Source organism: Sorangium sp. So ce406, from assembly GCF_051474675.1.
In the GTDB taxonomy this organism is placed as follows: domain Bacteria; phylum Myxococcota_A; class Polyangia; order Polyangiales; family Polyangiaceae; genus Sorangium; species Sorangium cellulosum_G.
In genome coordinates this window covers 8,962,648-8,983,731 of sequence record NZ_CP150340.1, presented here as the reverse complement: position 1 = coordinate 8,983,731, position 21,084 = coordinate 8,962,648, and the positions used below count along the sequence as shown (strand labels likewise).

The following is a 21,084-nucleotide window of genomic DNA, read 5'->3' as shown; positions in this document are numbered from 1 at the left end:
TCATCCCCTGACGTTTGCCGTCGCGCTCGCCGACGCGACGAGAGCCACGGTCCCCCGCATCTTCTTGATGTACGCGAGGGGGAGCACCCGAACCTGCCAGCCGATAAAGCCGGTGCGGAGCACGTCATCGGTGCGCGACAAGGTGAACGTGACCGAGGTCCCTTTGCGCTTGGCCACGATGGCGTTGCCGAGCCGCGCGTTGAGCTGCCCTTCGATCGAGGTGGCGACCTCCGGATCAATCCGGCCGCTGCCATCCCGCATGACCTCGACGCCACGGCTGAGAATGGGCTCGAGCTCGGTACGCGCGATGTCGCAGGCGAGGTCGATGACGCGCCCGTACTGGAGGTAGAGGAAGTCAGACCCCACGGGCGAGAAGAGCCGGGGGTTGTTCACCCAGACGCCGGCCCGGTTCTCCCAGGAGCGCAGCGTGAGGAACCGTGCATCGTCGAGGCCCGGGAAGACGGTCTCGTCGTGCTCGTCGGGGTTGCCGTTCGCATCCCGGATGAACACGCCAGGGAGGGGGCCGTACGCGAGCTCGGCGAGGTCGATCTCCTCGGAGACCGAGGCGGCCAAGGGAGCGACGGCGAGCGACGGCGGCCGGCGATAGCGGCGCCGCGAGACCGACGAGTCGATCTTCGCGTAGCCGGCGCACACGGCGACGCGCCGCGAGGACGACTCACCGAAGGCCGCGGAGAGGGCGGCGAGGTACGCTGCAGGGTTCTCCCCCGCGCTCGGCTTCCGGGCGTGTCCGATGGCGCGCCGGTTGCGCCCGGCCGCGTGCATGGCCTCGAGGCCCGCATCGAGCGCCGAGAGCGCAACGGAGTCGAGGTCCCCGTAGACCTCCAGCGCCGTCCAGCGGGCCCGCGTGTGGCGCAGCGCCGCGATCCCCTCGGCGAGCTCCGCCGCGTTCCAGCAGGGGGCGGTGGTCGGGAAGGAGAGCTGGCCGCGAGCGCCGACCGTGCCGGCGCCGAGGTTGACCCGCATGTTGCCCGCTTCGGGCAGGGCGATGCTGGTCGCCGTGCCGAGCGCCCGCGGCGTCGAGGAGGTGCGCCACCCGTCGAGCGAGTACTGGTAGGTGATCCCGTCGGTGCCAACCGTCCCGCCGGCGAGGAACCTGATGAGCACCTCGAGCTCGTCCGTCGGCTCGGTCGTGTTGTCGATGGTGGCGACGCTGGTCCCGCCGAGGTCCTGCACGAGGGGCCCGAACCCGCCGGCCACGCTCGCGTCGGTGCGGACGGGGAGCACGGTGAGCCCGAAGCGCTCGATCGCGTAGGCGCCCGCCTCGACGAGCGGCCCCCCGATGAACGTGTCGATCAGATCCTTGGTTCGCGTGGTCGGCGTCGGCGTGTACAGGGGGCCGCCCGCCGCAGTGGCCACGATCGCGAGCACGGCATCGGCCGGCGCTCGGATGCCGAGTTGGTTGTCGAGGACCTCGATCTCAATGCTGGGAGTCGACATTCAACACCCCTGTTCTTCGCCGGCTGGCGTCACCAAGAGGGTCTGCCCCTGCGCCGCAATGGGCTCTCGCCTCGGGCGGGGGAGCGCACAGACGGGCTGCGCGTACTCGAGGAGGAACACGAGCTCCTCACCGAACCGCTTCTCGATCGGACCGAGGCGCCGCGGCGCGCTGAGCTTGTAGAACCCCGCCGTGAAGCTGTGGATCGCCTCGACGACCCGCTCGTGCAGCTCGACGACGGCATCCCACTGCACCGCCTCGTCCTGCGGCGCGCTCGCGTCGTAGGTCCACACGTACACGCGCGCGACGAGCAGCCAGTCCCAGAGCGGACGCGGGTTCCTGCCCGGCTTCGCCGGTGCGTCGTAGCCGCCGAGTGCCCCGCCGTCGTCGCCCGGCGCGATGACCACGCGATTCGCCCTGCCGGCCCCCTGGTTGATCTGCTTCGCGGGCTCGCGGTTGCCGAACACGACGCTCGCCGTGACGCCGGCAGCCTGGAGGTGGTCCCGCACGTGGCGGTACAGCGCCGTGAGGCTCACGACTTCCTCCCCTTCACGATGTCGCGGAATGGCGGAACGAAGCCGAGCCTGATGGCATTGCCGAGCTTCGGCGGAATCGAGCCCTGCGGGATTATTCGGCGTTTCGATACACTGCCCGCGCCAAAGTGATGGAACACGTGATGCCCACGGAGGAGGATGAGCAGGACGGTGCCGATCGCCTTCGCCGAGATGGCCCCCGCAGCGTTCGCGAGCGCCTTCCCTCCGTCGCTCTTCCGCGGCGCCCACGCCGAGCCATCCGGCGCCCGCCCCGCCGAGGCCGACGCGCGCAGCTCCGCCTCGACGTTCCGTGCGGCGATCGGCGCGGCGAGCTCGGGCAGCCGGGCCAGCTCACGGCAGCTCGCGATCATCCGCTCCAGGGCAGCGAAGTCGCCTCTATTGGCCATACCGCGGCTCCCTGGCCTGGAGGTCGAACGCGAGGTACGGGTTGCTCTCCGAGTAGCCGAGCGGACCCCCCTTGTCGATCGCGCTCCCGCCGCCCGGCGTCGTCTGCCGGCGGGGCAGCTCGACGAGACCCTTCTCGCTATCCGCGGCCTCCTTCAGCCACGCGAGCGCCTCGTCCTTCTCCTCCTTGATGAGCTGGTCTTGCTCGGACGACGGGTTGAACCCACGCTTCAGCGTGAGCCGGTAGGCGACGACGCGCGCCACGTTGTCGACGAGCGAATCGGGGTATGGCTCCTGGAACGGCGCTGCGTACCTCTTGATGAGCCGAGCGTCGAACTGCCCCGAGATCTTCGTGGCGATGCGCAGGGTGATCCCGGGGTACTGGACTTCGAGCTGGGTGATGTCCTCCTCCGGCAGCGTGCCGAGATCCCGGACGTCAGCGATGGTGACGTAGCAGCTCATCGGATCCCTCAGACCCCAAATCCCCGCCGGCTGAGCCGGTCGGGGTGGGGTACAGCAATCCACTGGGAAGGAGGCGATCAGGTCACAATCGTCTCGAAGTCATCCAGCGACAGGCCAGGCCCGGTCGGCTTGAACTTGAAGAACAAGAAGGGGTGGCCGTACTCGACCTGGTTGCGGCCATCGAAGGTCCAGCGGAACTTCTTCATCACGTCGAGCTCGGCTTGGTCGAGGTGCGAGAAGCTGTTGAGCTTGAAGGGCCGGCGTACCTGGTAGATGAACGCCGGGAGCGCGTAGCCGATGACCTCGCAACCGATGTACCAGTGGCCATCGACGGTGAGCTCGTGGGCGGCCACGGGCGGGTTGAAGCCGTACGTGCGCAGCACGTTGTCCTGCGCGCCGAACTGCGTGGGACCATCGCGGCCGAGAGTCTGGGCGGTGAGGATTTCCTTCGACGTCAGCTCCTGGTAGGGGCTCACGACGAGCGTTCGCGGGATGAGCTTCCGTGGCTTGTTGTTCGGCCCCTTGATCGTCTTGATGTAGGCGATCGCCCGCGCGAAGTTGCTCGGCGTGAGCGGAGCGTTCGTGAGCAGGTTCGCATACGCGCCCGCGGCGGGACCGAGCACCGGGTTGACGGGGTGCTCGACGTGGAAGAAGCCCACGCCGTCGTAGGCCGGGTGGTCCTCGCCTTCCTCAATGAGCCGGAACAGGCCGTCCTGCGGGAAGTAGGCTTCCTCCCCGGCGATCTGCTGCGCCCACTGCGCGCCGCGTTGGATGCCCTTGCCGTCGACGTCCTCGATCGAGTTGCGTTCGAGCTCAAGCGCGGTGCCGAACTCCTCGTTCTCGATCTTGTGGCTCACCTCGAAGAGGTCCTCGAGGGGGAACCGGCCGCCGTTGCCGAGCGGCTGGATGCCGGCCGCGTTCAGCATCCACGAGTAGTATTCCGTGCGGCCGCTGCTCGGCATCTGCCGCATAAAGCGGTCCCAGATGAGCTCTTGCAGCACCGCGGCCCAGGTATCCTCGAAGAGGTACTGGAGGTTGTCCTCGAACTGGAGGATGAAGCTCGGAGTGATCGCGACCGACATGTCACCTCTCCAGCTTCACCGCGACGAACCGGCCGTCGTCGGTGAGATCGAAGATTTCGCCTGCAGCGCTGTTGCCATCGGCCGCGCTGGTGACGGTGAGCGGGCCAGCCCAGAAGCACTGCCCGCCTCGATCCGCCTTATGCGCCGGGGATCCCTCGGTGTCGTTGTTGAGCCAGACGACTTGGAACTCGTGATAGAAGTCGACCTCGGCGACCTTGGCGCCCGCGGCTCCCCCGGCGTTGCTCACGTCCTGCGTCCACCGGCCGCGCAGCGTCGAGAGCGTCTCGATCCCGGCGGCCGGCTCGCGGTAGTAGCCGCCGTCGATGACCGCCGGCCGGCCCTTGCGGACGGTGACGTCCGCCGCGAGCTGGACGCTCGTGCGGCTGACGCGCTCGACTTGGCCCGCCGTCTGGGGGCGGAACTTGCGCACGGAGGCCATGATTCAGCCCCTCCCGTTGAGCTGGTCGAAGCCGGCGCGGAGCGCGGCGCGAAGCTGGGTCGGCGTGGTGGGGTTGATCCGCATCCCGCCGTCCGGCGTGCGTTCCGGCCCCACGGGGCCCCGGTTGATGCCCATCTTCCGGTCGACCTCCGGATCGCGAGCGCCCGGCGCGAGACCGCCGCCGTGCCCGCCGCGCGTCGGCGCGGACGCCCGTGCGGCCCGCTGCTGCTGTGCCGGCTGCTGCTGCCCGCTCGCGGTGGCCTCGAGCAGGCCCTTCACCACGGCGAAGGGCTGGCCGCGTGCCCACCGGAGCTGGTCCTCGGTCAGCACACCGCCCGCGCGCTCCAGGAGCTGGTCGCGCTTCACCGAGTCGAGGTCTCCCGCGAGCGGCGCCACGGCAGCGCGCACGGCCTGCTGGATGACCGTGCCGAGATCGTCGGCCTGCGCCGGCTGTGTCGGCTGCGGCGCGCGCGCAGCCTTGGTGGCGCCGCGCTGGTACACCGGCGGCTTGTCTTCGTCGTCCTGCATGGTGGGCATGGGCTTGTCCTCGTCCTGCATGGCCGGCGGCGCCTCGCTCTCCGGCGTCGCGGAACCGCCGGCCATCGCCGCGATCGCCTTGGTGATCCAGCCCTTCACGTCCTCGGGGACGTCCTCTCGGGCACTGAGCGCGCCTCCCTCGGTTGCGAGGGTCGCGAGATCGTTCGGATCCATTCTCTGTGACCTCCCGCCCGCACGGAGCGGGCGCCTCATGACTCGGGCCATCGCCCGAACCAACACTTCGCCATCGGCGGTCCCGCCGAGCTCCGCGAGAAGCGGAGACAGGGACCACACAAATTGCTCTTCAGCTATGATCGACGCCGGCTCTCGGTTCCCGGCGACGAACGGCGAGATCTTCGCGTGGAGCAGCTCGTGGACCACGGTCTCCGCCACACGCGCGTGATCCTCGGGTGTGCGCGGCGTGCGGATGTAGATTCGCGCGCGCTGGTCGTCGGGGAAGGGCTCACACAGCCCGTAGGCCTCAAAGCCGTCGGGCGTTCTGAGATCGTCGACGACCTTGAGGTGGATATTCCAGTCCCGCATCCGCAGGCGCTTGGTCCAGTAGGCGACGAGCTGCGCAACGTCAGGCTGCATAAGGCAGTGCCTCCTGTGCCTCGGTGGAGGCAGCCGGGAGCGATCGCGCAGGAGCGCGCGAGAGCTGCGGCGTCCTGGTGTCGGGCTTGGCGTCGCCGTCCATGTCGCCAGCGACCGGAATGGCGAAGCGTGCGGCGAGCGAACGCGCGTCCACCTGGAGGCCTTGCCGCTGGAGTGCAGCGGCGCAGTCGTCCATGGCCTTGGCTGCGGCGCTGAGGCTTTCGGCCTCGGACTTGAGATTCGCGGGGGGTCGCGTGTCCCAGGCGACCGTCGCCCGCACGCCGAGGGGGAAGCGCCCCTCGGGCAGCACGACCGGGAGCGCCTGCGTGTTCAGCGTCGCGGCGAGCGCCTCGGCGTCACCCTGGATGAGATCCGCGCGAATCGTCGCGTGGATGTTGGCATTGGCGAACCCCGCACCGCCGGTCACGGTCACGATCTGCCCGGCGATCGAGATCATGAACTCCTGGTTGCTGTCCTCGATGGTCTGCCGGAAGCTCTCGTAGCCGCGACCATTGCTCTCGAGGAGCTTGGCGTCGTACCCCGGCGTCAGGCCGAAGACGGTGTTGACGCCCCACGCCATCACCTTCTGGAACCAGCTCTCCTTCTGCTCCTGCGACGCGCCCTGCGGCGCCACGGCGACTCTTGCCGGATTCGCGAGCTTGGAATTCCAGTTCTCCCGCAGGAAGAACGCGTGCTCCTTCGAGATGTACGCACGCGCCAGCGCCCAGAGCAGCCCGTTGTTCCACGGCTCCTGGCGACCGCCGGGCGTGTAGAGGACCCACCGGCCATCGCCCGGCGTGATCGGGAGTAGGCCTTCGAGCGAGCGGTAGTACCAGCGGTCTTCGTGGGCCCGGTAGATGAGGTACTCCGGGTCGAGCCGGCAGAAGACCGGGTAGGCGGATCCCTCGATCTCCACGAACTCGCCAACCCCGACCCCGAGCACCACGCCGTCGGCGTCGAGCATCGCCAGCTCGGAGGCGGGGAAGATGGCGTTGAAGGTACCCTCGCGCCCCTCCGCGCCCTCGAAGAAGGCCACGGCCTCGGGATCGCCTGCGAACCGCTTCGGGAGCCGGACCAGGCCGCCCGTGCGCGTCCCGAGGAGCCCCTGGACCACGCCGTCGCGGCGGAGTGCTCGGTAGAGCTGGCCGGCCCGCGCGAGATCCCCCTGGCTGGCCTGGTGCTGCGCGTCCTCGACGTCCCGCTGGTACCAGCGCGTGACGTTGACCGGGAGCGGCGCGATCCGCTTCCCCCGGCGACGGCGACGGTGCGCCTCAATGCTCCGCGCCGCAGGGCGTGCGGCGGCGATCGGCGACGAGGCCGGCGGAGCGACGGAGGGCGCGACGAGCTCGGCGACCGCAGCCGCCATGGCGCGACGAATGCGGCCCCTCATACGCCGAGGCCTCCCGCGTACGGGTCGAGCGCGCCGCCGTACGGGTCGAGCCGCGCGGCCTCCCCGTCGGCCTCGTCGCCACCGGCGTCGTCGTCGGGGTGATCCGGCTGGAAGATCGCTGGCTCCCAGACGCAGAGCGCGAGCGCATCCGCGCGATCGGGCGAGCGCTTCAGCCGCCTGCGGAGGTGGTCCTTCGACTCGACCTTCCGGCGCTGGAGCATGTCGAACTCGAACTTCGGCGCGGTGAGCTCCGCGGCGAGCTTGCTGTCCTCAGGGATCGCGCCGCCCGCCTTGAGCCAGTCCCGCAGCGCGAACCAGAGCTGGTCACGGAGCAGCGGGAACTCGGTCGGGAGCCGCGCCTTCTCCGCGACGTTGACCGGGATGACTTCGATCTCCTCGGAGTAGGTCATGAGGAAGTGGACGACGCGGATGCCGATGCCGCCGCAGGCGTCGACCTTGACGGCCGCCTTCGGCTCGCGCGGATGCCGGTGCCGCCGCACGACCTGCATCACCTCGAACGCGAGCTTCTCCTCGCTGAGCCCGTTCCACGCCGCGACCTCGATCGCCTTGAAGCCCCGGCGCGGGATCGCCACGGCGTCGTCGTCGCCGAAGCGCGCCACATCCACCCCGACGTGGAGGCGCCCCTCGGCCGGCACGTCGTACCAGCGCTCCTCGGCCTCATCGACCATGTAGAGCGGGATGACCGTGCAGGCGTCCTGGCGGGCGAAGTTGCCGCGGACGCGCACCTGGTAGATGGCCGAGTCCTCGCCCCACTCCAGGCGCTTCTCCTCGATCCACTCCCGGGTCGCGAGCCCCGGGATGACCTCCCGCCCCTCGATGACGTTGGGGGTCTCCTCGCTGGAGATGTGGACGGTCTTGTAGAACTCCTTCTTGTCCGTGTGCGACCGGAAGAACTCGCCCTCGCAGCGCGTCGGGTTGCCGGTGAGGAGCACGCGCGCTCCCCCGGCCCTGTTCCCCTCAATGGCTTCGAAGATGACCTCGGGGATGCCGCTCGCCTCATCGAGGATGTAGAGCAGGTTCTTGCCGCTCACCCCGGCGACGGCCTCGGCCTCCTTGGCGGTGAAGCCGGTGATCTCGCGGAAGTCCTTGGACTTGAGCCCCGAGCGCGCGAGCTCGTGGATCTCGCCGTCGAGCGGGTGCTTCGCCCGCGCGTACATCCGGCGCAGCTCGTACCAGAGGATCTGGTTGACCTGCCGGTCCGTGACCGAGGACATCACGACGCGTGCGTCGTCGAAGGAGGCGTAGAACCAGAGCGCGATACCCGCGTCGGTGTTGGACTTGCTGACCTTGTGCCCCGACCGGACCGAGACCCGCTTGTGGTCGCGCACCGCCTCGATGACCTCGATCTGCCGGCTCCAGGGCTCGATGCCGAGCACCTCCCGGAAGAACGCGACGGGGTTCTCGCGGTAGCGATCGGACGGCCAGTGGATGCGGCCCTCGGCCGCCGAGGCGGCCAGGATGGCGGCGGAGAGCGCGCCGGCCAAGGTCACCCGAGGACGGCGCCCGCGCTTCGCCACGCGATCGGCGATCGGCGCGGTCACGCGGCCTCCAAGTCGGCCAGCGCCCTCGCCACGGCAGCCGCGGCTTCAGGGAAGGGGGCCAGCGCCTTCGAGATGGTGGCCTCGATCCGCTTCCACTTGGGCGAGTCGACGATCGTTACCTCGGTGTTCGAGTTGATCTCGCCGGTGAACCGCCCGAGGAGCTCGAGGGCGCCCTTCGCGGCGACGATGAGCGATGCCCGGTCGCGCCAGCTCGCCTCCTCGTCCTCGACGGCCTCCCGGACCAGGAGCTCGACCTTCTCGACGAGCGACAGGCAACGGGCCCGCGCGTTCGCCACGGCCTTGAGGTCGTCCTCGCTGCCCCCCGTGCGCCGGAGCGCCCCCTTGAGGCAGCCCTCGGCGTGGAGCCGCACGGCAGCGGCGTCGACGAGGTGATGGCGCCCGATGGTCTTCCAGGTGTCGCCTGCGGCGACGGAGGCCTCGATGGCGGCCCGCTTGGCGTGAACGCAGATCGGGCAGGTGCTCGGGGGCGTCTTCGGGCGGGGAAGGAAGACTACGTTGGAGGCCTTCTCCTGGCCTGAAGACGGAGCTCCCGCCAGAGCAGGGCTATCCGAGCATGACGGTGCCTCCTTGATGCGATGGGCATCGTGTCGACGCAGCGCCACCTTCGTGATGCCGAACCGCTGCGCGATCTTGATGACGTCCTCGCCAGCCTCGAGAGCAGCATCCACCGCCGCAAGCTTCTTGTGCTTGCAGACGACGCACGCGCCGCTGTGCTGCGAGGAATCGGCCACACCCCAAGAAAAGCACGCCTCGTTATAACAGGTGTAATAGCCTTTCGGGACGTGGGGAGCACCCAGTCGTAAGAGCCAGCCTTCGGGACCTCAACATTTCCCGCACTGTTCGCGCGATACACGGCCGTCTTCTGGCGTCAAGATCCTGCGAATGCCCCCTAAACACGCCGCCCGGTATCGCGTCAATGTTCTCCGTTGCGTCGGACCCTTGCTCTACCGGCCTCCTGCCAACCCGTAACGCAAGCCCCATGCCGCTAGTGTCACATGTAGTATAACAGGCTGTGACGGTCGGTGACGCCCCCTGTGACGGCCTCCGACCCCGTTCTTCGCCGTGTCTCTTGAATGGGCGTCACTACGTCACTGCCCTCTCTCTATAGAGACGTACGCGGGTGATCTTCTCTCCCGCTGGATGGATGCAATCCGTCCTTAGTGAAATAATTACATGCATGCAGCGGCGCTGTAACGGTCCGGAAGACCGCACAAAAAGCAGACGAGAGTGACGCTGTGACATTAGCGGTATGCGTCTTGCGTGAACTAAGAGAGGGCGTCTCCCTGGAGCTCGACCGTCGGCTGGCTAGGGTGATGGCTGCGACCGTCCTCGAGGCGCAGGACAGGGCCAGCTCGCGCCAGGACGGGGCTGCTCGGGCGGGGAGCGAGCCAGGGGCGGCAGCAGGGGCGGCAGCAGTTTTCCGCCGTTGCTCGCAGTGTGGTCTATGATATGAGATGGTGGCACATCCGCGGCCACGCACAGGATCGCGTGGACGCAGGAAGGGGGCAGCGTTCCATGGCGTCACGTCTAAGAGCAGCACTCGCCGCTGGGGTGATGGCGGCGTCGATTCTTACAGCGCAGGATGTCCTCGCCGATCCGAAGGATGACGGACTCGAGGAGCAGGTCAAAGCCTGCAACGATAACGTCGCCTATTTTCGATCCAGAATCGATGATGTTGTCTTGTGGTCGAACGTCTTTATGATCGCTGGTGCCATCATTTCCGCGGTTGGGAGCGGTCTTGCCGGCTTCCTGAATAGCGCCGGACGAAGGAAAGCAGCAGCAATCGCTGGAGCGCTGGGGGCCGTTCTGACGGTTACCCCGAAGGCGCTTCCCGACAAGGAGCGCTTGCTGGCCTCTCTGAGCTCTGCCGAGAAGCATCGCCTGGTCGGGACAAAGATTCGGAACCAGTTTCAGTTCGCGAGGCCAGACGAATCTTTGGTCGATGCACAAAAGTATGTGTCCGCCAGGTTCACCGACTGCGCGAGTCTTGACCCGCCTCAAGGCGTGCCGGAGCTGCCTTCGATGCAGCCAATATCGTCAGGACAGTCAATGGCGTCGACGCAGGCGTTAGAGGAGCCTGTTTCGTCAACAGGATTTCGTGGAGCTATGGCTATGCCTCCAAACCCACCTACGTCTTCTGCTAGCGCAGCTGACACCAAATCAAAGCCCATGAATTTTGCAAAGCCCGGAGTGCCTGCAAAGTCCAAAGAGACGCCAATGAATTTTGCAAAACCTATGCCTCTAGACTGATAGAATAAAATAGGCGGGGCTGATGACGAAAATGTGGTGTAGCTATGGTGCGATAGCCCAACCCATGGGCATCAGTCGTTACTGCTCCGCTATGCTGGCGGATAGAACGGCCTGATGCGAACCCCGTCGCGCCGAGCAAGTTTCCCTGGCTGCCAACGGAATCTCTTCACAATAGCATCAACTCGGTTCTCGTCAGCTCTCGTCTGCCGGCTCGGCTCCACACCGATGGCCGCCTCTGGCGGGAGACAGAACAGGGGGGATTCAGCAGCGGCAGCAGGTTTCCGCCGTTGCTCGCAGTGTGGTCTATGATATGAGATGGTAGCACATCCGCGGCCACGCACTGGATCGCGTGGACGTAGGAAGGGGGCAGCGTTCTATGGCATCGCGTCTAAGAGCAGCACTCGCCGCAGGGGTGATGGCGGCGTCGATCTTTGCCGTTCAAGAGGTCTTCGCGGAACCGAAGGACGACGGGCTCGAGGAGCAGGTCAAGGCGTGCAACGACAACGTCGCTTACTTTCGGTCGAGAGTCGATAGCGTCGTCATGTGGTCGAACGTCTTCATGATCGCTGGCGCAGTCATCTCTGCGGTCGGGAGCGGTCTTGCCGGCTTCCTAAATAGCGCCGGACGAAGGAAGGCGGCAGCGATCGTCGGTGCACTTGGGGCTGTTCTGACGGTCACTCCGAAGGCGCTTCCCGACAAGGAGCGCTTGCTGGCCTCTCTGAGCTCTGCCGAGAAGCATCGCCTGGTCGGGACAAAGATTCGGAACCAGTTTCAGTTCGCGAGACCAGATGAATCTTTGGTCGATGCACAAAAGTACGTGTCTGCAAGGTTCACCGACTGCGCGAGTCTCGATCCGCCTCAAGGTGTGCCCGAGCTGCCTTCGCTGACGCCTGTGTCCGTTCCACCGGTATTAGCGCCGACGCCGGTGAGTGCATCAACTGGTGGAGAAACTCCGTTTACTTCCGTGTCAGTGTTGCCTTCGCTTCCCGCTGGTTTGCACCGTGGCTCCGCCGACGATGGCAAGCCGGAACGCAATAAATTCAATGCAGCGCCAGCCCAGACAGAACGACAATTTATGGATGTGGATTTGAAGTAATAGGGCTGATTGGGGCACCCATTCTTGCGCGGAAGTTGTGTGCTGAGCGCCTCCGCGATGTGCTGGTGGCTGTCAGGTGTCCCCGGCATTCAATTGGATCTTTGGACGTCGCTGCTCTCCTGTATTGGTGGGTAGAACGGCCTGATGCGAACCCCGTCGCGTCGAGCAAGTTTTCCTCGCTGCCAGCTGAATCTCTTCAGAATCGCCGTGACGCGGTTCTCGTCGGCTTTGGTCTGCCGGCTCGGCTCCACGCCGATCGCTGCCGTGAGCACCTTGGCTGGGGTTACGCCTTTGCATCGAACGCACAGGCAGTTGTCGCCACGGAGCGACGCCTCGCAGCGCTTGACGAGGAGCTGACCGAGCCAGTTGCTGACCATCTCGTCCCAGGGGTCCGTCTGGACGCGCTGCTCCTGTTCCGCTCGGCAGAGGGCAGCAAGCTCGGCAGAGTCGACGTGCCAGGGCTCACCGCGGAGAAAGCGGGACGTGGCCTCAGCCCACAGCTGGTCGCGGTCGCGTTCGAGCGCGGCCAGGTCGATCTTGCTGCACCGTACGGGCCAGAAGCGCCGGTTCTCCTCGTCCCGCAGGTACGTCTCCTCGTTCGTGGAGCCAGCGAACACGCAGTGCCGTGGGATGTCGACCGCCCGTCGCCCGAAGCTCGGACGGTACGTGTCGACCTGGCGCGTGATGAACGACTTGATCACCGCGAGCTCGTGGCGGTTCATGAACGACAGCTCGCCGAGTTCGATGATCCACTTGCCCCGTATGGTCTGCGCGGCGTCCTTGTCGCCGAACGGGAGCTCGTCGTCGAAGAACCAGGTTGGGTCCGCGCAGAGCGCACGGAGAGCGCTCGATTTGCCGATCCCTTGCCGGCCTTCGAGGATGAGCACGCAGTCGACCTTGCAGCCCGGCTTGTAGGCGCGTGCGACCGCGGAAATCAGCCATCGCGCTCCAACCGCGCGCGCGTACGGCGTGTCCTCAACGCCCAGGTAGACCGAGAGCCACGTGTCGATGCGCGCCGTCCCGTCGTGCCGGAGAGCGCCGAGGTAGTCGACCAGCGGGTCGATGATCCGCTTCCGCGCGACCGCTTCGATCACCTCGGACACCGGCGCAGAGGGCATGTCGAGGTCCCATTCGCGAGAAACCCAGGCAGCCGCCCTCGTGGAGTCGTGGTCCTTCCAGTCGCCGACCTCGGGCATCGCGGGCGCGTCGTCGAGGTGCCAGGGGATGGGCTCGACGATAACCACCCGCTCGCGCAGGGCATGGTACGCGAGCTTGCCCTCCCAGCGCGGGTCACGGCTCAGGATCGTCGACAGGTTGGCGAGCGACCGCCGCGGCCTGTCCTCGTCGTCGAGAAGGAGAGCGGCACGCACCTGGTCGATGGCCCTCTGCTCGGGCGTGCGCTGGCCGTCGCGCAGTCGTCGTTCTTCTTCCGCACGCTTCGCGAGGAGCTCTTGGCGCCGCACGTTGACCGCGTTCCGCCAGTCACGGATCCTCGTCCCGGCCTGCTGCACGATGTTGAGGACGCGCTGGAAGGTGGCGGAGGTCGCTTCCAGACGGGCAGCCGCGTTGATGACGTCTGCGGTGAACGCGCGCGACGCGTCGCCCTCGAGATACTCCTCGAGCCTCACGAGGGGGGCGGCCAGCTCGTCCTCCTGGGCCTTCCTCATGGCCGTGCTCATGCCTGCTCGGTTCCCTTCTCGGACGCCTTCCTGGCGAACCGGCACAGGGTCATCTCGGCAATACGCGCGGCCTTGGCGTGGTCGCCGGCCCAGATCGTCGGGACGCCGTAGTCGACGTGGAACGCGACGGCGGACGCGACGATCGCCTTGGGGAGCGCTCGCGAGCGGTACCGGTGCGCCGCGACGTCGAGCAGGGAGGCCTCGACGACGATCGCCCGCAGCTCGTACGCGCGGAGCTTGTCGAGCTCGCGGACGAAGCGGTCGCGCTCGCGGGTGCAGCAGTTCACGAAGTCGCCGAGCTCCTTGCGCTCGAGCCGGATACGGTCCTCGAGGCCATGGACCGAGTAGTCGCCCGAGGAGAGCGTCGCCCGCACGGTCGTTACCTCGTCGGAGAAGGCCCAGGGCCGCTGCTCGCGCGTGTCGATGACCAGGACGATGCCGTCGCTCATGTCCCCTGCTCCGCAGCGCGATCCCAGGCGTCCATCGCGATCTCGTACTGCTCGAAGATGGTCTTGCGGTTCTCGTAGTCCGGCTTCCGCTTGCCCGAGATCCAGAGGCTGATGACGGCCTGGCTCACGCCGCACTTGCGCGCGACGCGAGCCTGCGTGTACTTCCGCGTCAACTTGAGAAGCCGGATTTGGCCTTCCGTGCGCATCAGAACGGAACCCTCTTGAGCCCTTGGCCGACACGCGTCTTGCGTCGGCTCAAAGTCGTCTATCCCCAGAAATCGCGCGCAAGGCGGCCTATGCGCCGCCAAGCGCGCGCGTTTCTCGCTCTCTGTGGCCGCTCGCGCGGCGCTGTTTATCGCCGCGGCGCCGAGATGCCGGTCGGGCTCACCACGGCGTCAGGGCCGTGTTGGAGGAACTCGGCGATCCGCTCGATCGCGACGTCGCATGCGTGCGCGGCGCACTCCGCGGCCGTCGAGATGCCCTCTCGTCGCACGCCAGGCTGGCCGGACGCGATGCGCCGGACGACGAAGAGGACCACCTCGGGCCACGGCTCCGGCAGCCCCTCCAGGAGCCGGCGCAGCTCCGTCAGGACCTCGGACCGGCTCATGCCCCGACCGCAGCGACAGCCGGCGCCGCGGAGCTGCTGACGGCCTCGCCGGTCGATCCGAACCCCTTCGTCCCCCGCGCCGTGACGGGGAGCTGCTCGACGAGCGCCATCTTCGGCGTGAGGATCGGGCAGCAGATGAGCTGGGCCAGCCGGTCGCCCGCGCGGACGGTGATGTCGCGGCCGGAGAAGTTGAAGCAGGCGACGAGGAGCTCCCCGGTGTAGGCGTTGTCGATGACCCCCTCCGCGGTCAGCAGCCCGAGCCGGGTGGTGCTGGAGCGGCCGACGATCCGGAGCCAGGTCCCCTCCGGCGCCTTCACGCGCACGCCGGTCGGGATGTACGTCGGCCCGGCCAGCCCCGCGGGCACGGTGACGTCGCGCGCCGCCCGGAGGTCGTAGCCGACGTCGCCATCGAGCGCGGGGGCGGAGATGCCGGCCGCGCCGCTGTCGAGCACCTGGAGGGACCGGCCGAGGTCGCGCTGCGCCGAGCCCGCCTGGTAGCCCGGCCACTTCCCGCCGCGCAGGAGCAGCAGGATCGCGGCGTAGTTCATGAGGTCGATCAGGGTGTCGTCGACGCTCTCGCCCGGGATGTCCTTGTTGCTGATCCTGGCGAACTTGTCCTTCATGCGGAGCAGCACGCCGTCCTCGCCGCTCTCCGCGATGTTCGAAGTGCCGTACGAGCGACTTCTCTGCTCGAAGACATGCCGAGCTGCGTCCATCACGCGAGAGAAGTTCGCAAACAACTCCTGACGAACCTGATCCATCACCGCCTCCTGGGGATGAGAACGTCGTTGTGGTCAGCACCGGTGCCGATCGCGACGACCGGGCAGCCGGAGAGGGATTCGAGCAGCCGCACGAAGTCGCGGACTCGCGCGGGCAGGTCATCGACGGGCACCTCGCCACGGGCGCCGTTGACGCTCCAGTCGAGGTAATTGGCAAAGTTCAAGATGATCTTCGTCGCGCCGTTCGCCCGAACGGCATCCACGAAGCCCATGCAGCTAAAGGTGCATACGCGGCGGAGCCGCTTCGTGACGGTCGTGAGCTCGGTGTTGTAGAGCTTCTGGATCTGCTCGTCGGGCATGCCCGCGAGCCGTCCGACGGTCTCCCAGTCGGTTTCCTCGCAGTCGGGGTAGAAGCCGCCCGAGTGACCGAGCACCTGGCCCTCGTGCATGATATGGCCCACCCGGATCGGGTACGGTCGCACGTTGAGGTAGACGTCGCCGAGCAGCCGAGGGCTGACACCGAGGTCGTCGAGCGCGCGCGCTGTGGTGCAGTTGCGGCTCGTGCAGTGGGGATACGCGCTCCCGTGATCGAGCGAGAGCGCGTAGCCCTGCGAGACCTCGTGCAGCGCCGCCTCGCCCTTCTCAAGCCTGTCCAGCAGGATGGACCTGCACTCGAACGAGCTGGCGACGCGATCCGGCCAGAACGCGTCCCTGTGGGCCGCGGCGACGACCTCCGGGTTGCGCATCATCTTCTCGACCGCGGCCGCAGCGGAGCCCTGCTGCGTCGAGGCGATCACCGTCAGGCCCGCGCACGTCCGCTCCTGCTCGCGGTGGCGCTCCTGGAGGATGACGGCTCGCTCGTGGATGAGGATGCCTGCGGTCGTCCAGCAGGCCTCGGTCTTGAACTGCTGGATGTCGAAGACGCTGGCGCCCGTGAGCAGCACGGTCTTGACGGAGCTCGCGATCGACGCGGCGGGCAGGCACTTGAACACGTACTTGCTCCCGTCGCGCACCACGGTGTGGCCGGCATTGGGCATGTTCGACGACGACGCGATCGTCACGCCGTGCCGCTCAGCGAGCCAGGGTGAAGCTTTGCCTTTGCCGCTGCTCCCCCACTGGGCGTCGAGCAGGATGTTCACCCTTCCGTCGAGCATTGGGCTGCCTCCGTGTGGCCGTAGACCTCGGGTGCCTTCAGCGGGACGAAGCCGTGCTGCTCCGCCGCGGCGAGCATCTGCGGGTCGTCGTCGAGCCAGACGCCGTGCGTGCCGCGCTGGAGGACGAGTTCCAGCTTCACCTCGACGGACGGCCTCGAATCGCCCCACCGGCGCATGAGGAGCGGAAACGGGCGCAGAAACCCGTAGTTCACCGTCGCCCAGAGCTCCGTGATCGCGCGCAGCGTGTCCCAGCGCGCCGTCACGACCGTGAGGTTCCGACCGCGCAGCGGGAGATGGCGCAGCAGGGAGACGAGGAACCGCTGGGCGCCGCTGACGCACGCGTCCCGCGCCACGAGCTCGGGCGCCATGTACTTGTCGATCTGGGCGGCGGTGAGGCCGCTGAGGCAGTGCGGGGCCGCGACGGGCCGCAGATGCCGGCGTGCCACGTCGTCGGCGAGCGTGCCGTCGACGTCGATAACGAGGAGCGCTCCCGGGCGGGACAGCGCCCGCTGTGCTGCGGCGAGCGCGTCCATCACGCGGCCTCCCGGGCGGCCGGCGGGACGAAGGCCTCAAGCGGTTGCTTGCCCCACAGGGAGGGGTCGATGCCAAGGATCTTCTGGATGTGGAGGGCCGAGTGGCGATCGGGGGCTCTGCTCCCGTAGAGCCAGCGGCTGATGACGCTGCTGTCCTTCGCCAGTGCACGGGCGAGGTCCCGCTGCGTCCACATCCGCGTCTGCATCAGGAGCCAGAGTTGCCTCGAACCTTCGGAGAAGTGCTTGTCGAGCTGGGTCTTGGTGAGCCGCTGCATGCCCGGCAGACTATCACCAGCCGATAGGGATGTCAATAGTCATCCTTGTGCTGACAGGTCGCGAACGTCCAAGGATGGCACGCTTTCGGTGCACATTTCGGCTGGTACTTGCGCGGCTGACAGGTGTCAGCTAAAATCAGGCCCACGGAGACAACGAAATGCCCACGAAAATCACGAGCTTAGCGACGCCGCCCTCCGCTCCTGCAACCCTCGGCGAGCGTGTCGCCTTCCTCATGGAGAAGCGCGGCATCTCGCAGCACGGCATCGAAGGCGAGGCGAAGCTGTCGCGCGGCTACATCAGCCGGGTCGTGAAGGGCGAGCGGATGAAGCTGTCCCCGGAGATCCTGCGCCGGATCGCCGATGTCCTCGAGGTCAACTACGAGTGGCTGGCCACGGGCCGGGGCGAGATGGAGGGCGGCGGGACTGGGGCACCGGTGGGCGCGGACCTGTCGCATCCTCTGGAGGCGGCGATCGCCTACCACCGGGGGAAGTGGACGGCCCCGGCCATTGCCGCGGCGAGAGCCCTCACCAAGCACCCGGAGGCCGCCGACCTGGAGCCGCCGGACTGGGCCGACGTGTTGGACCAGCTCGAGGCCGCCGTGTCCAAGGTCAAGCTCACTGGTAGGCGGCGTTCGGCGTAGCTCCCCGCCTCCGAGCCAGCTCGGCAAGGGCGCGCAGCCGGCACTGGAGCAGGTGCAGCGCGCTCGCGGCCCACTGCTCGCCCTGGGCGTCGAGGGCGCGGTAGATCACTTCAAGCTCGATCACTGCCGCATCGATCCCCGCCGACAAGCTGAGCGGGCGGGCGCCGCCAGTCATGGCGAGCGAGAGCAGCTTCTTCAGCGGCGCACGGCGAAGACTCGCCACCGTGGCGACCTTCGCGCGGTCGTCTGACTTGTGGCCACGCGCGATTCTTCCAGACGAGACGTTGTTCACTCTCACGGTGTCTCCTTGTCGGGACGTGGAATGAGAGCTCGGCGAGGCGGCACCCCCTCCGGGCCCATGGGTTCGTCGTGACTTGTCGACGCCTTGAGCGGCCGGTTGCTCGAAGTTCGGCGACGAATTCGTGCGCCGTGGAGCTTCGACAAACGATCCGGGGCGGGAGCAAGTAACCGCGAGCAGGCTGGCCGGGCCGTGTCGCTGGCGAGGATGACAGATTCCTGCCAGCGAGGCCACGGCATCCCATGCACTAGTTGACAGGGATGTCAGTTGGTGTTTAACTGGGTGCCGGAGGTCAGGATGACGACGGCGCTGCTCCTCGTGGATCTATCGGCCCTGTTCTGGTGGAGCTGGTTCAGCTCGAAGCACCAGTCGATCGACGCGCCTTTCGAGCTGGTTCTAGGAAAGGTTCGGCAGCTCGCGAGCAGGTACTCGCACGTCGCCGTTTGCTGCGACGCCGGGCGGTCGTTCCGCTACGAGCTCGACCCGGAGTACAAGGGGAAGCGGCCCCCGAAGGACGAGGCCGGGTGCGCCCAGCTCGCGCGGGTCATCGCGGAGCTCAAGGCCATGGGGTTCCAGGTCCTGGAGGCGGGCGGCTTCGAAGGGGACGACCTCATCGCGACGGTCGCGGCCTGGGCCTGCGAGCAGGACCCCCCGATCGAGGTGGTCATCGCCGGGCAGGACAAGGACCTCCTGTCCCTTCTCAGCGACCGGGTGTCGCTCCTCCACATCCAGAACGGCGTCCTGGTGCGGCCCGAGAACGTGCGGGTGAAGTTCGGCGTCGGCCCCGAGCAGATGCGGGACTACCTCGCCTTGGTCGGCGACACGGCCGACAACATCAAGGGCGTGCCGAAGATCGGCGCGGAGCACGCGAAGCGGCTCCTCGGCGAGTTCGGCTCCGTGACGAGGCTGCTCAGGGCGCTCGACGAGAAGAACGACGACGGGAGCTGGAAGGTTCGGCCGGACAGCATCCGCGAGTCGCTGCTCGCCAATGTCGGCCTGCTCGACCAGGCGCTCAAGCTCGTCACCCTACGGACCGACGCGCCGATCCTGGAGGCGCTGGCGAAGTTCGATCTCTGCTCGGCCTCCCGCATCCGGCCGGTGTCTGACGAGGGGAGGCCCACCAGCGACGGCAAGGCGCAGCAGCCCCCGACGAGGAGCCAGCCGCCCGCGAAGGCGCCGCCTTCCCCGCCACCTGCCCAAGCCTCGAGGCCTCGGCCGCCATCGCGCTTCTCCGCGGCCTCGGTCACCCGAGCGCCGGACCGGAGCAAGCACAAGATCATCTTCACCGGCCGGAGCGGCGTCGGGAAAACCCACTTCGTCTCGACGATCCCCGGGGTGTTCATCGTGCCGATCGAGGAAGGCCTCAAGGGCGCGTCGCCCGACCACGAGCCGGCGCACTTCAAGGAAACGCCGCGCACGATCGGCGAGCTCCACCAGGCGCTCGACGTGTTCGCGGAGCTGAACAGCGCGGACGCCGAGGGCAGGAGGCAGTTCCCGCACCTCGCGCTCGACTCCCTGTCCGGGATCGAGCGGCTCGTCCACGAGGCCGCATGCGGCGCGGAGAAGGTCCGCCACATGGAGGCCAAGGACTTCAAGAAGGTGTGGTCCGCCGCCGAGCCGTTCTGGTTCGAGGTCCAGGCGAAGCTCGACGCGATCCGCCGCACTGGCGTCCACATCTGGATCATCGCGCATTCGGCCGAGACCGTGGACGCTTCCACCACGTCGGGGGAGATCTACCGCCGCTGGGACATCCAGCTCAAGGGGACGGGGACGACCGGCGTTGAGGCCCGGCAGATGTGGCGCGCGTGGGCTGACCACGTGTTCTTCCTGGACTGGGCCGTTGAGGTGCAGAAGGGCAGCAAGACCTCGCGCGCGATCGGCCGGTACAAGGGGCGCATCCTTCACACCCGCGAGAGCGCCAGCTACTACGCGAAGACGCGCCTGCGGCTTCCGCCGTCCTTGCCGGCGACGTGGGAGGACCTCGCGAAGGCCTGGGCGGCCGGCGTCGCCGCGCCCGACGCGAAGCTCCGGGCGGAGCTGAACGAGGTTCTCCCGCAGCTCGCCCCCGAGGACCGGGAGGCGATCGAGGCGGAGCTCGGGACGGCGGCAGGCAACAAGCTCTCGGCGCTCGTCTCGCGCGCCCACGGGATGCTGGCGGTTGCACTGGAGGACGCGCCCGCGGCCGATGCCGCGGAGTGAGGGGGACGACATGAGCGAAGACGAGATGAACTTCGGCGCGGGCAAGTAGGAGACGACGATGGCGTACGGGATCAACAGGGTCATTCTGGCGGGCAACCTTGGAGCCGATCCGGACCTTCGGTACACGCAGGCCGGTCAAGCCGTGCTGAACCTGCGCATGGCGACGACCGAGCCGTACTTCGACAAGGAAGGCGAGAAGAAGGAGCGCACGGACTGGCACACGGTCACCCTGTGGAACAAGCGCGCGGAAGCGCTGGCCCCCATCCTCCATAAGGGCTCGCAGATCCTCGTGGAGGGGCGGCTCCAGACGTCGAGCTACGACGATCGCGAGGGCAACAAGCGCTACAAGACTGAGGTCGTGGCGACCAACATCGTGCTTCTCGACAAGAAGAGCGGCGGCGGACATGGCCGAGATGACCACCAGCCGTCGGGCTCTCCTGGCCTCGGTTCCACCGACGACATTCCGTTCTGACCATGAGTGCCCCGGCAAACACGAAGGCGGAAGCCTCGTCCGATGAGGACTTCTTCACCCCTGAAGAGCTCGCGGCGTATCTGCGCATCAGCAGGAAGACGGTGTATGGGCTCATACGGGATGGGGGGATCCCTGGTGTCAAGAGATTCAAGCGCATACTTCGCATCTACCGTCCTGCTGTGTTGGAATGGGCCGCTGCTGACAAGAAGCACAAGCAGAAGAGGTGATGCG

25 protein-coding genes are annotated in these 21,084 nt (G+C 67.5%); 6 read left to right on the top strand and 19 right to left on the bottom strand.

Translation table 11 applies throughout. From position 1 onward, the window contains the following. From WME96_RS33540 to WME96_RS33495, 10 genes are all read right to left on the bottom strand, one after another. The gene (locus WME96_RS33540) at positions 1-1,458 is read right to left on the bottom strand and encodes a DUF2586 family protein (RefSeq protein WP_437285658.1); all 1,458 of its coding nucleotides are present in this window, start codon (positions 1,456-1,458) and stop codon (positions 1-3) included. Continuing rightward, positions 1,459-1,992, bottom strand: coding sequence for a hypothetical protein (locus tag WME96_RS33535; protein WP_437285657.1), 534 nt, complete (start codon positions 1,990-1,992; stop codon positions 1,459-1,461). Then, positions 1,989-2,396, bottom strand: a complete 408-nt coding sequence (locus tag WME96_RS33530) for a hypothetical protein (RefSeq protein WP_437285656.1) — start codon at positions 2,394-2,396, stop codon at positions 1,989-1,991. The genes WME96_RS33535 and WME96_RS33530 overlap by 4 nt, the downstream gene beginning before the upstream one ends. Continuing rightward, the gene (locus tag WME96_RS33525; protein ID WP_437285655.1) at positions 2,386-2,856 is read right to left on the bottom strand and encodes a phage protein Gp36 family protein; all 471 of its coding nucleotides are present in this window, start codon (positions 2,854-2,856) and stop codon (positions 2,386-2,388) included. The genes WME96_RS33530 and WME96_RS33525 overlap by 11 nt, the downstream gene beginning before the upstream one ends. A gap of 77 nt (positions 2,857-2,933) precedes the next feature. Beyond that, a complete protein-coding gene (locus WME96_RS33520) occupies positions 2,934-3,938 on the bottom strand; it encodes a Mu-like prophage major head subunit gpT family protein (protein WP_437285654.1) in 1,005 nt (334 codons plus the stop codon). Between the two features lies 1 nt (position 3,939). Beyond that, positions 3,940-4,377, bottom strand: coding sequence for a hypothetical protein (locus tag WME96_RS33515; RefSeq protein ID WP_437285653.1), 438 nt, complete (start codon positions 4,375-4,377; stop codon positions 3,940-3,942). Positions 4,378-4,380: 3 nt separating this feature from the next. After that, complete coding sequence (locus tag WME96_RS33510) at positions 4,381-5,088, bottom strand: hypothetical protein (protein WP_437285652.1); 708 nt, start codon at positions 5,086-5,088, stop codon at positions 4,381-4,383. A 409-nt stretch (positions 5,089-5,497) separates the two neighbouring features. Beyond that, positions 5,498-6,874 carry a phage portal protein family protein gene (locus WME96_RS33505; RefSeq protein WP_437285651.1) on the bottom strand — a complete coding sequence of 459 codons (1,377 nt, stop codon included), beginning with the start codon at positions 6,872-6,874 and terminating at the stop codon, positions 5,498-5,500. Positions 6,875-6,894: 20 nt separating this feature from the next. After that, complete coding sequence (locus WME96_RS33500) at positions 6,895-8,460, bottom strand: hypothetical protein (protein WP_437285650.1); 1,566 nt, start codon at positions 8,458-8,460, stop codon at positions 6,895-6,897. After that, entirely contained in the window at positions 8,457-9,212 is a 756-nt protein-coding gene (locus WME96_RS33495; RefSeq protein ID WP_437285649.1) for a hypothetical protein, read from the bottom strand. The genes WME96_RS33500 and WME96_RS33495 overlap by 4 nt, the downstream gene beginning before the upstream one ends. A 784-nt stretch (positions 9,213-9,996) precedes the next feature. Between WME96_RS33495 and WME96_RS33490 the strand changes: the two genes are divergently transcribed. Together WME96_RS33490 and WME96_RS33485 are read left to right on the top strand one after the other, a co-directional pair. Then, positions 9,997-10,731: a hypothetical protein gene (locus WME96_RS33490; RefSeq protein ID WP_437285648.1), complete on the top strand. Its 735-nt coding sequence runs from the start codon at positions 9,997-9,999 to the stop codon at positions 10,729-10,731. Between the two features lie 376 nt (positions 10,732-11,107). Continuing rightward, positions 11,108-11,827: a hypothetical protein gene (locus WME96_RS33485; RefSeq protein WP_437285647.1), complete on the top strand. Its 720-nt coding sequence runs from the start codon at positions 11,108-11,110 to the stop codon at positions 11,825-11,827. A gap of 89 nt (positions 11,828-11,916) precedes the next feature. On the opposite strand, the gene WME96_RS33480 is transcribed toward WME96_RS33485, so the two are convergent. The 8 genes from WME96_RS33480 to WME96_RS33445 all read right to left on the bottom strand — a co-directional run bounded on the left by WME96_RS33480 (position 11,917) and on the right by WME96_RS33445 (position 17,243). Continuing rightward, positions 11,917-13,506, bottom strand: a complete 1,590-nt coding sequence (locus WME96_RS33480) for a VapE domain-containing protein (protein ID WP_437285646.1) — start codon at positions 13,504-13,506, stop codon at positions 11,917-11,919. Further along, complete coding sequence (locus WME96_RS33475) at positions 13,503-13,955, bottom strand: ERCC4 domain-containing protein (RefSeq protein ID WP_437285645.1); 453 nt, start codon at positions 13,953-13,955, stop codon at positions 13,503-13,505. Before WME96_RS33475 ends, WME96_RS33480 begins: the two co-directional genes overlap by 4 nt. Next, positions 13,952-14,161, bottom strand: a complete 210-nt coding sequence (locus tag WME96_RS33470; RefSeq protein WP_437285644.1) for a helix-turn-helix domain-containing protein — start codon at positions 14,159-14,161, stop codon at positions 13,952-13,954. The genes WME96_RS33475 and WME96_RS33470 overlap by 4 nt, the downstream gene beginning before the upstream one ends. Positions 14,162-14,307: 146 nt before the next feature. Then, on the bottom strand, positions 14,308-14,562 hold the full coding sequence (locus WME96_RS33465; protein WP_437285643.1) for a hypothetical protein: 255 nt from the start codon (positions 14,560-14,562) through the stop codon (positions 14,308-14,310). Beyond that, complete coding sequence (locus tag WME96_RS33460) at positions 14,559-15,323, bottom strand: dCTP deaminase domain-containing protein (RefSeq protein WP_437285642.1); 765 nt, start codon at positions 15,321-15,323, stop codon at positions 14,559-14,561. The genes WME96_RS33465 and WME96_RS33460 overlap by 4 nt, the downstream gene beginning before the upstream one ends. Further along, positions 15,323-16,435 carry an adenylosuccinate synthetase gene (locus WME96_RS33455; RefSeq protein ID WP_437285641.1) on the bottom strand — a complete coding sequence of 371 codons (1,113 nt, stop codon included), beginning with the start codon at positions 16,433-16,435 and terminating at the stop codon, positions 15,323-15,325. Before WME96_RS33455 ends, WME96_RS33460 begins: the two co-directional genes overlap by 1 nt. After that, complete coding sequence (locus WME96_RS33450) at positions 16,417-16,968, bottom strand: hypothetical protein (RefSeq protein ID WP_437285640.1); 552 nt, start codon at positions 16,966-16,968, stop codon at positions 16,417-16,419. The genes WME96_RS33455 and WME96_RS33450 overlap by 19 nt, the downstream gene beginning before the upstream one ends. Next, positions 16,968-17,243, bottom strand: coding sequence for a helix-turn-helix domain-containing protein (locus tag WME96_RS33445; protein ID WP_437285639.1), 276 nt, complete (start codon positions 17,241-17,243; stop codon positions 16,968-16,970). The genes WME96_RS33450 and WME96_RS33445 overlap by 1 nt, the downstream gene beginning before the upstream one ends. 158 nt (positions 17,244-17,401) lie before the next feature. On the opposite strand from WME96_RS33445, the gene WME96_RS33440 reads away from it, so the two are divergent. Continuing rightward, a complete protein-coding gene (locus WME96_RS33440) occupies positions 17,402-17,884 on the top strand; it encodes a helix-turn-helix domain-containing protein (protein ID WP_437285638.1) in 483 nt (160 codons plus the stop codon). Here WME96_RS33440 and WME96_RS33435 read toward each other — a convergent pair. After that, positions 17,859-18,176, bottom strand: coding sequence for a hypothetical protein (locus WME96_RS33435; protein ID WP_437285637.1), 318 nt, complete (start codon positions 18,174-18,176; stop codon positions 17,859-17,861). The two genes, WME96_RS33440 and WME96_RS33435, sit on opposite strands and share 26 nt — an antisense overlap. A 303-nt stretch (positions 18,177-18,479) precedes the next feature. On the opposite strand from WME96_RS33435, the gene WME96_RS33430 reads away from it, so the two are divergent. The 3 genes from WME96_RS33430 to WME96_RS33420 are packed head-to-tail and all read left to right on the top strand — an operon-like array spanning position 18,480 to position 21,080. Continuing rightward, positions 18,480-20,381 carry a 5'-3' exonuclease H3TH domain-containing protein gene (locus WME96_RS33430; RefSeq protein WP_437285636.1) on the top strand — a complete coding sequence of 634 codons (1,902 nt, stop codon included), beginning with the start codon at positions 18,480-18,482 and terminating at the stop codon, positions 20,379-20,381. 58 nt (positions 20,382-20,439) lie between these two features. Continuing rightward, positions 20,440-20,853, top strand: coding sequence for a single-stranded DNA-binding protein (locus tag WME96_RS33425; protein ID WP_437285635.1), 414 nt, complete (start codon positions 20,440-20,442; stop codon positions 20,851-20,853). A gap of 2 nt (positions 20,854-20,855) precedes the next feature. After that, positions 20,856-21,080 carry a helix-turn-helix domain-containing protein gene (locus WME96_RS33420; RefSeq protein ID WP_437285634.1) on the top strand — a complete coding sequence of 75 codons (225 nt, stop codon included), beginning with the start codon at positions 20,856-20,858 and terminating at the stop codon, positions 21,078-21,080. The last annotated feature ends 4 nt before the right edge of the window (positions 21,081-21,084 follow it).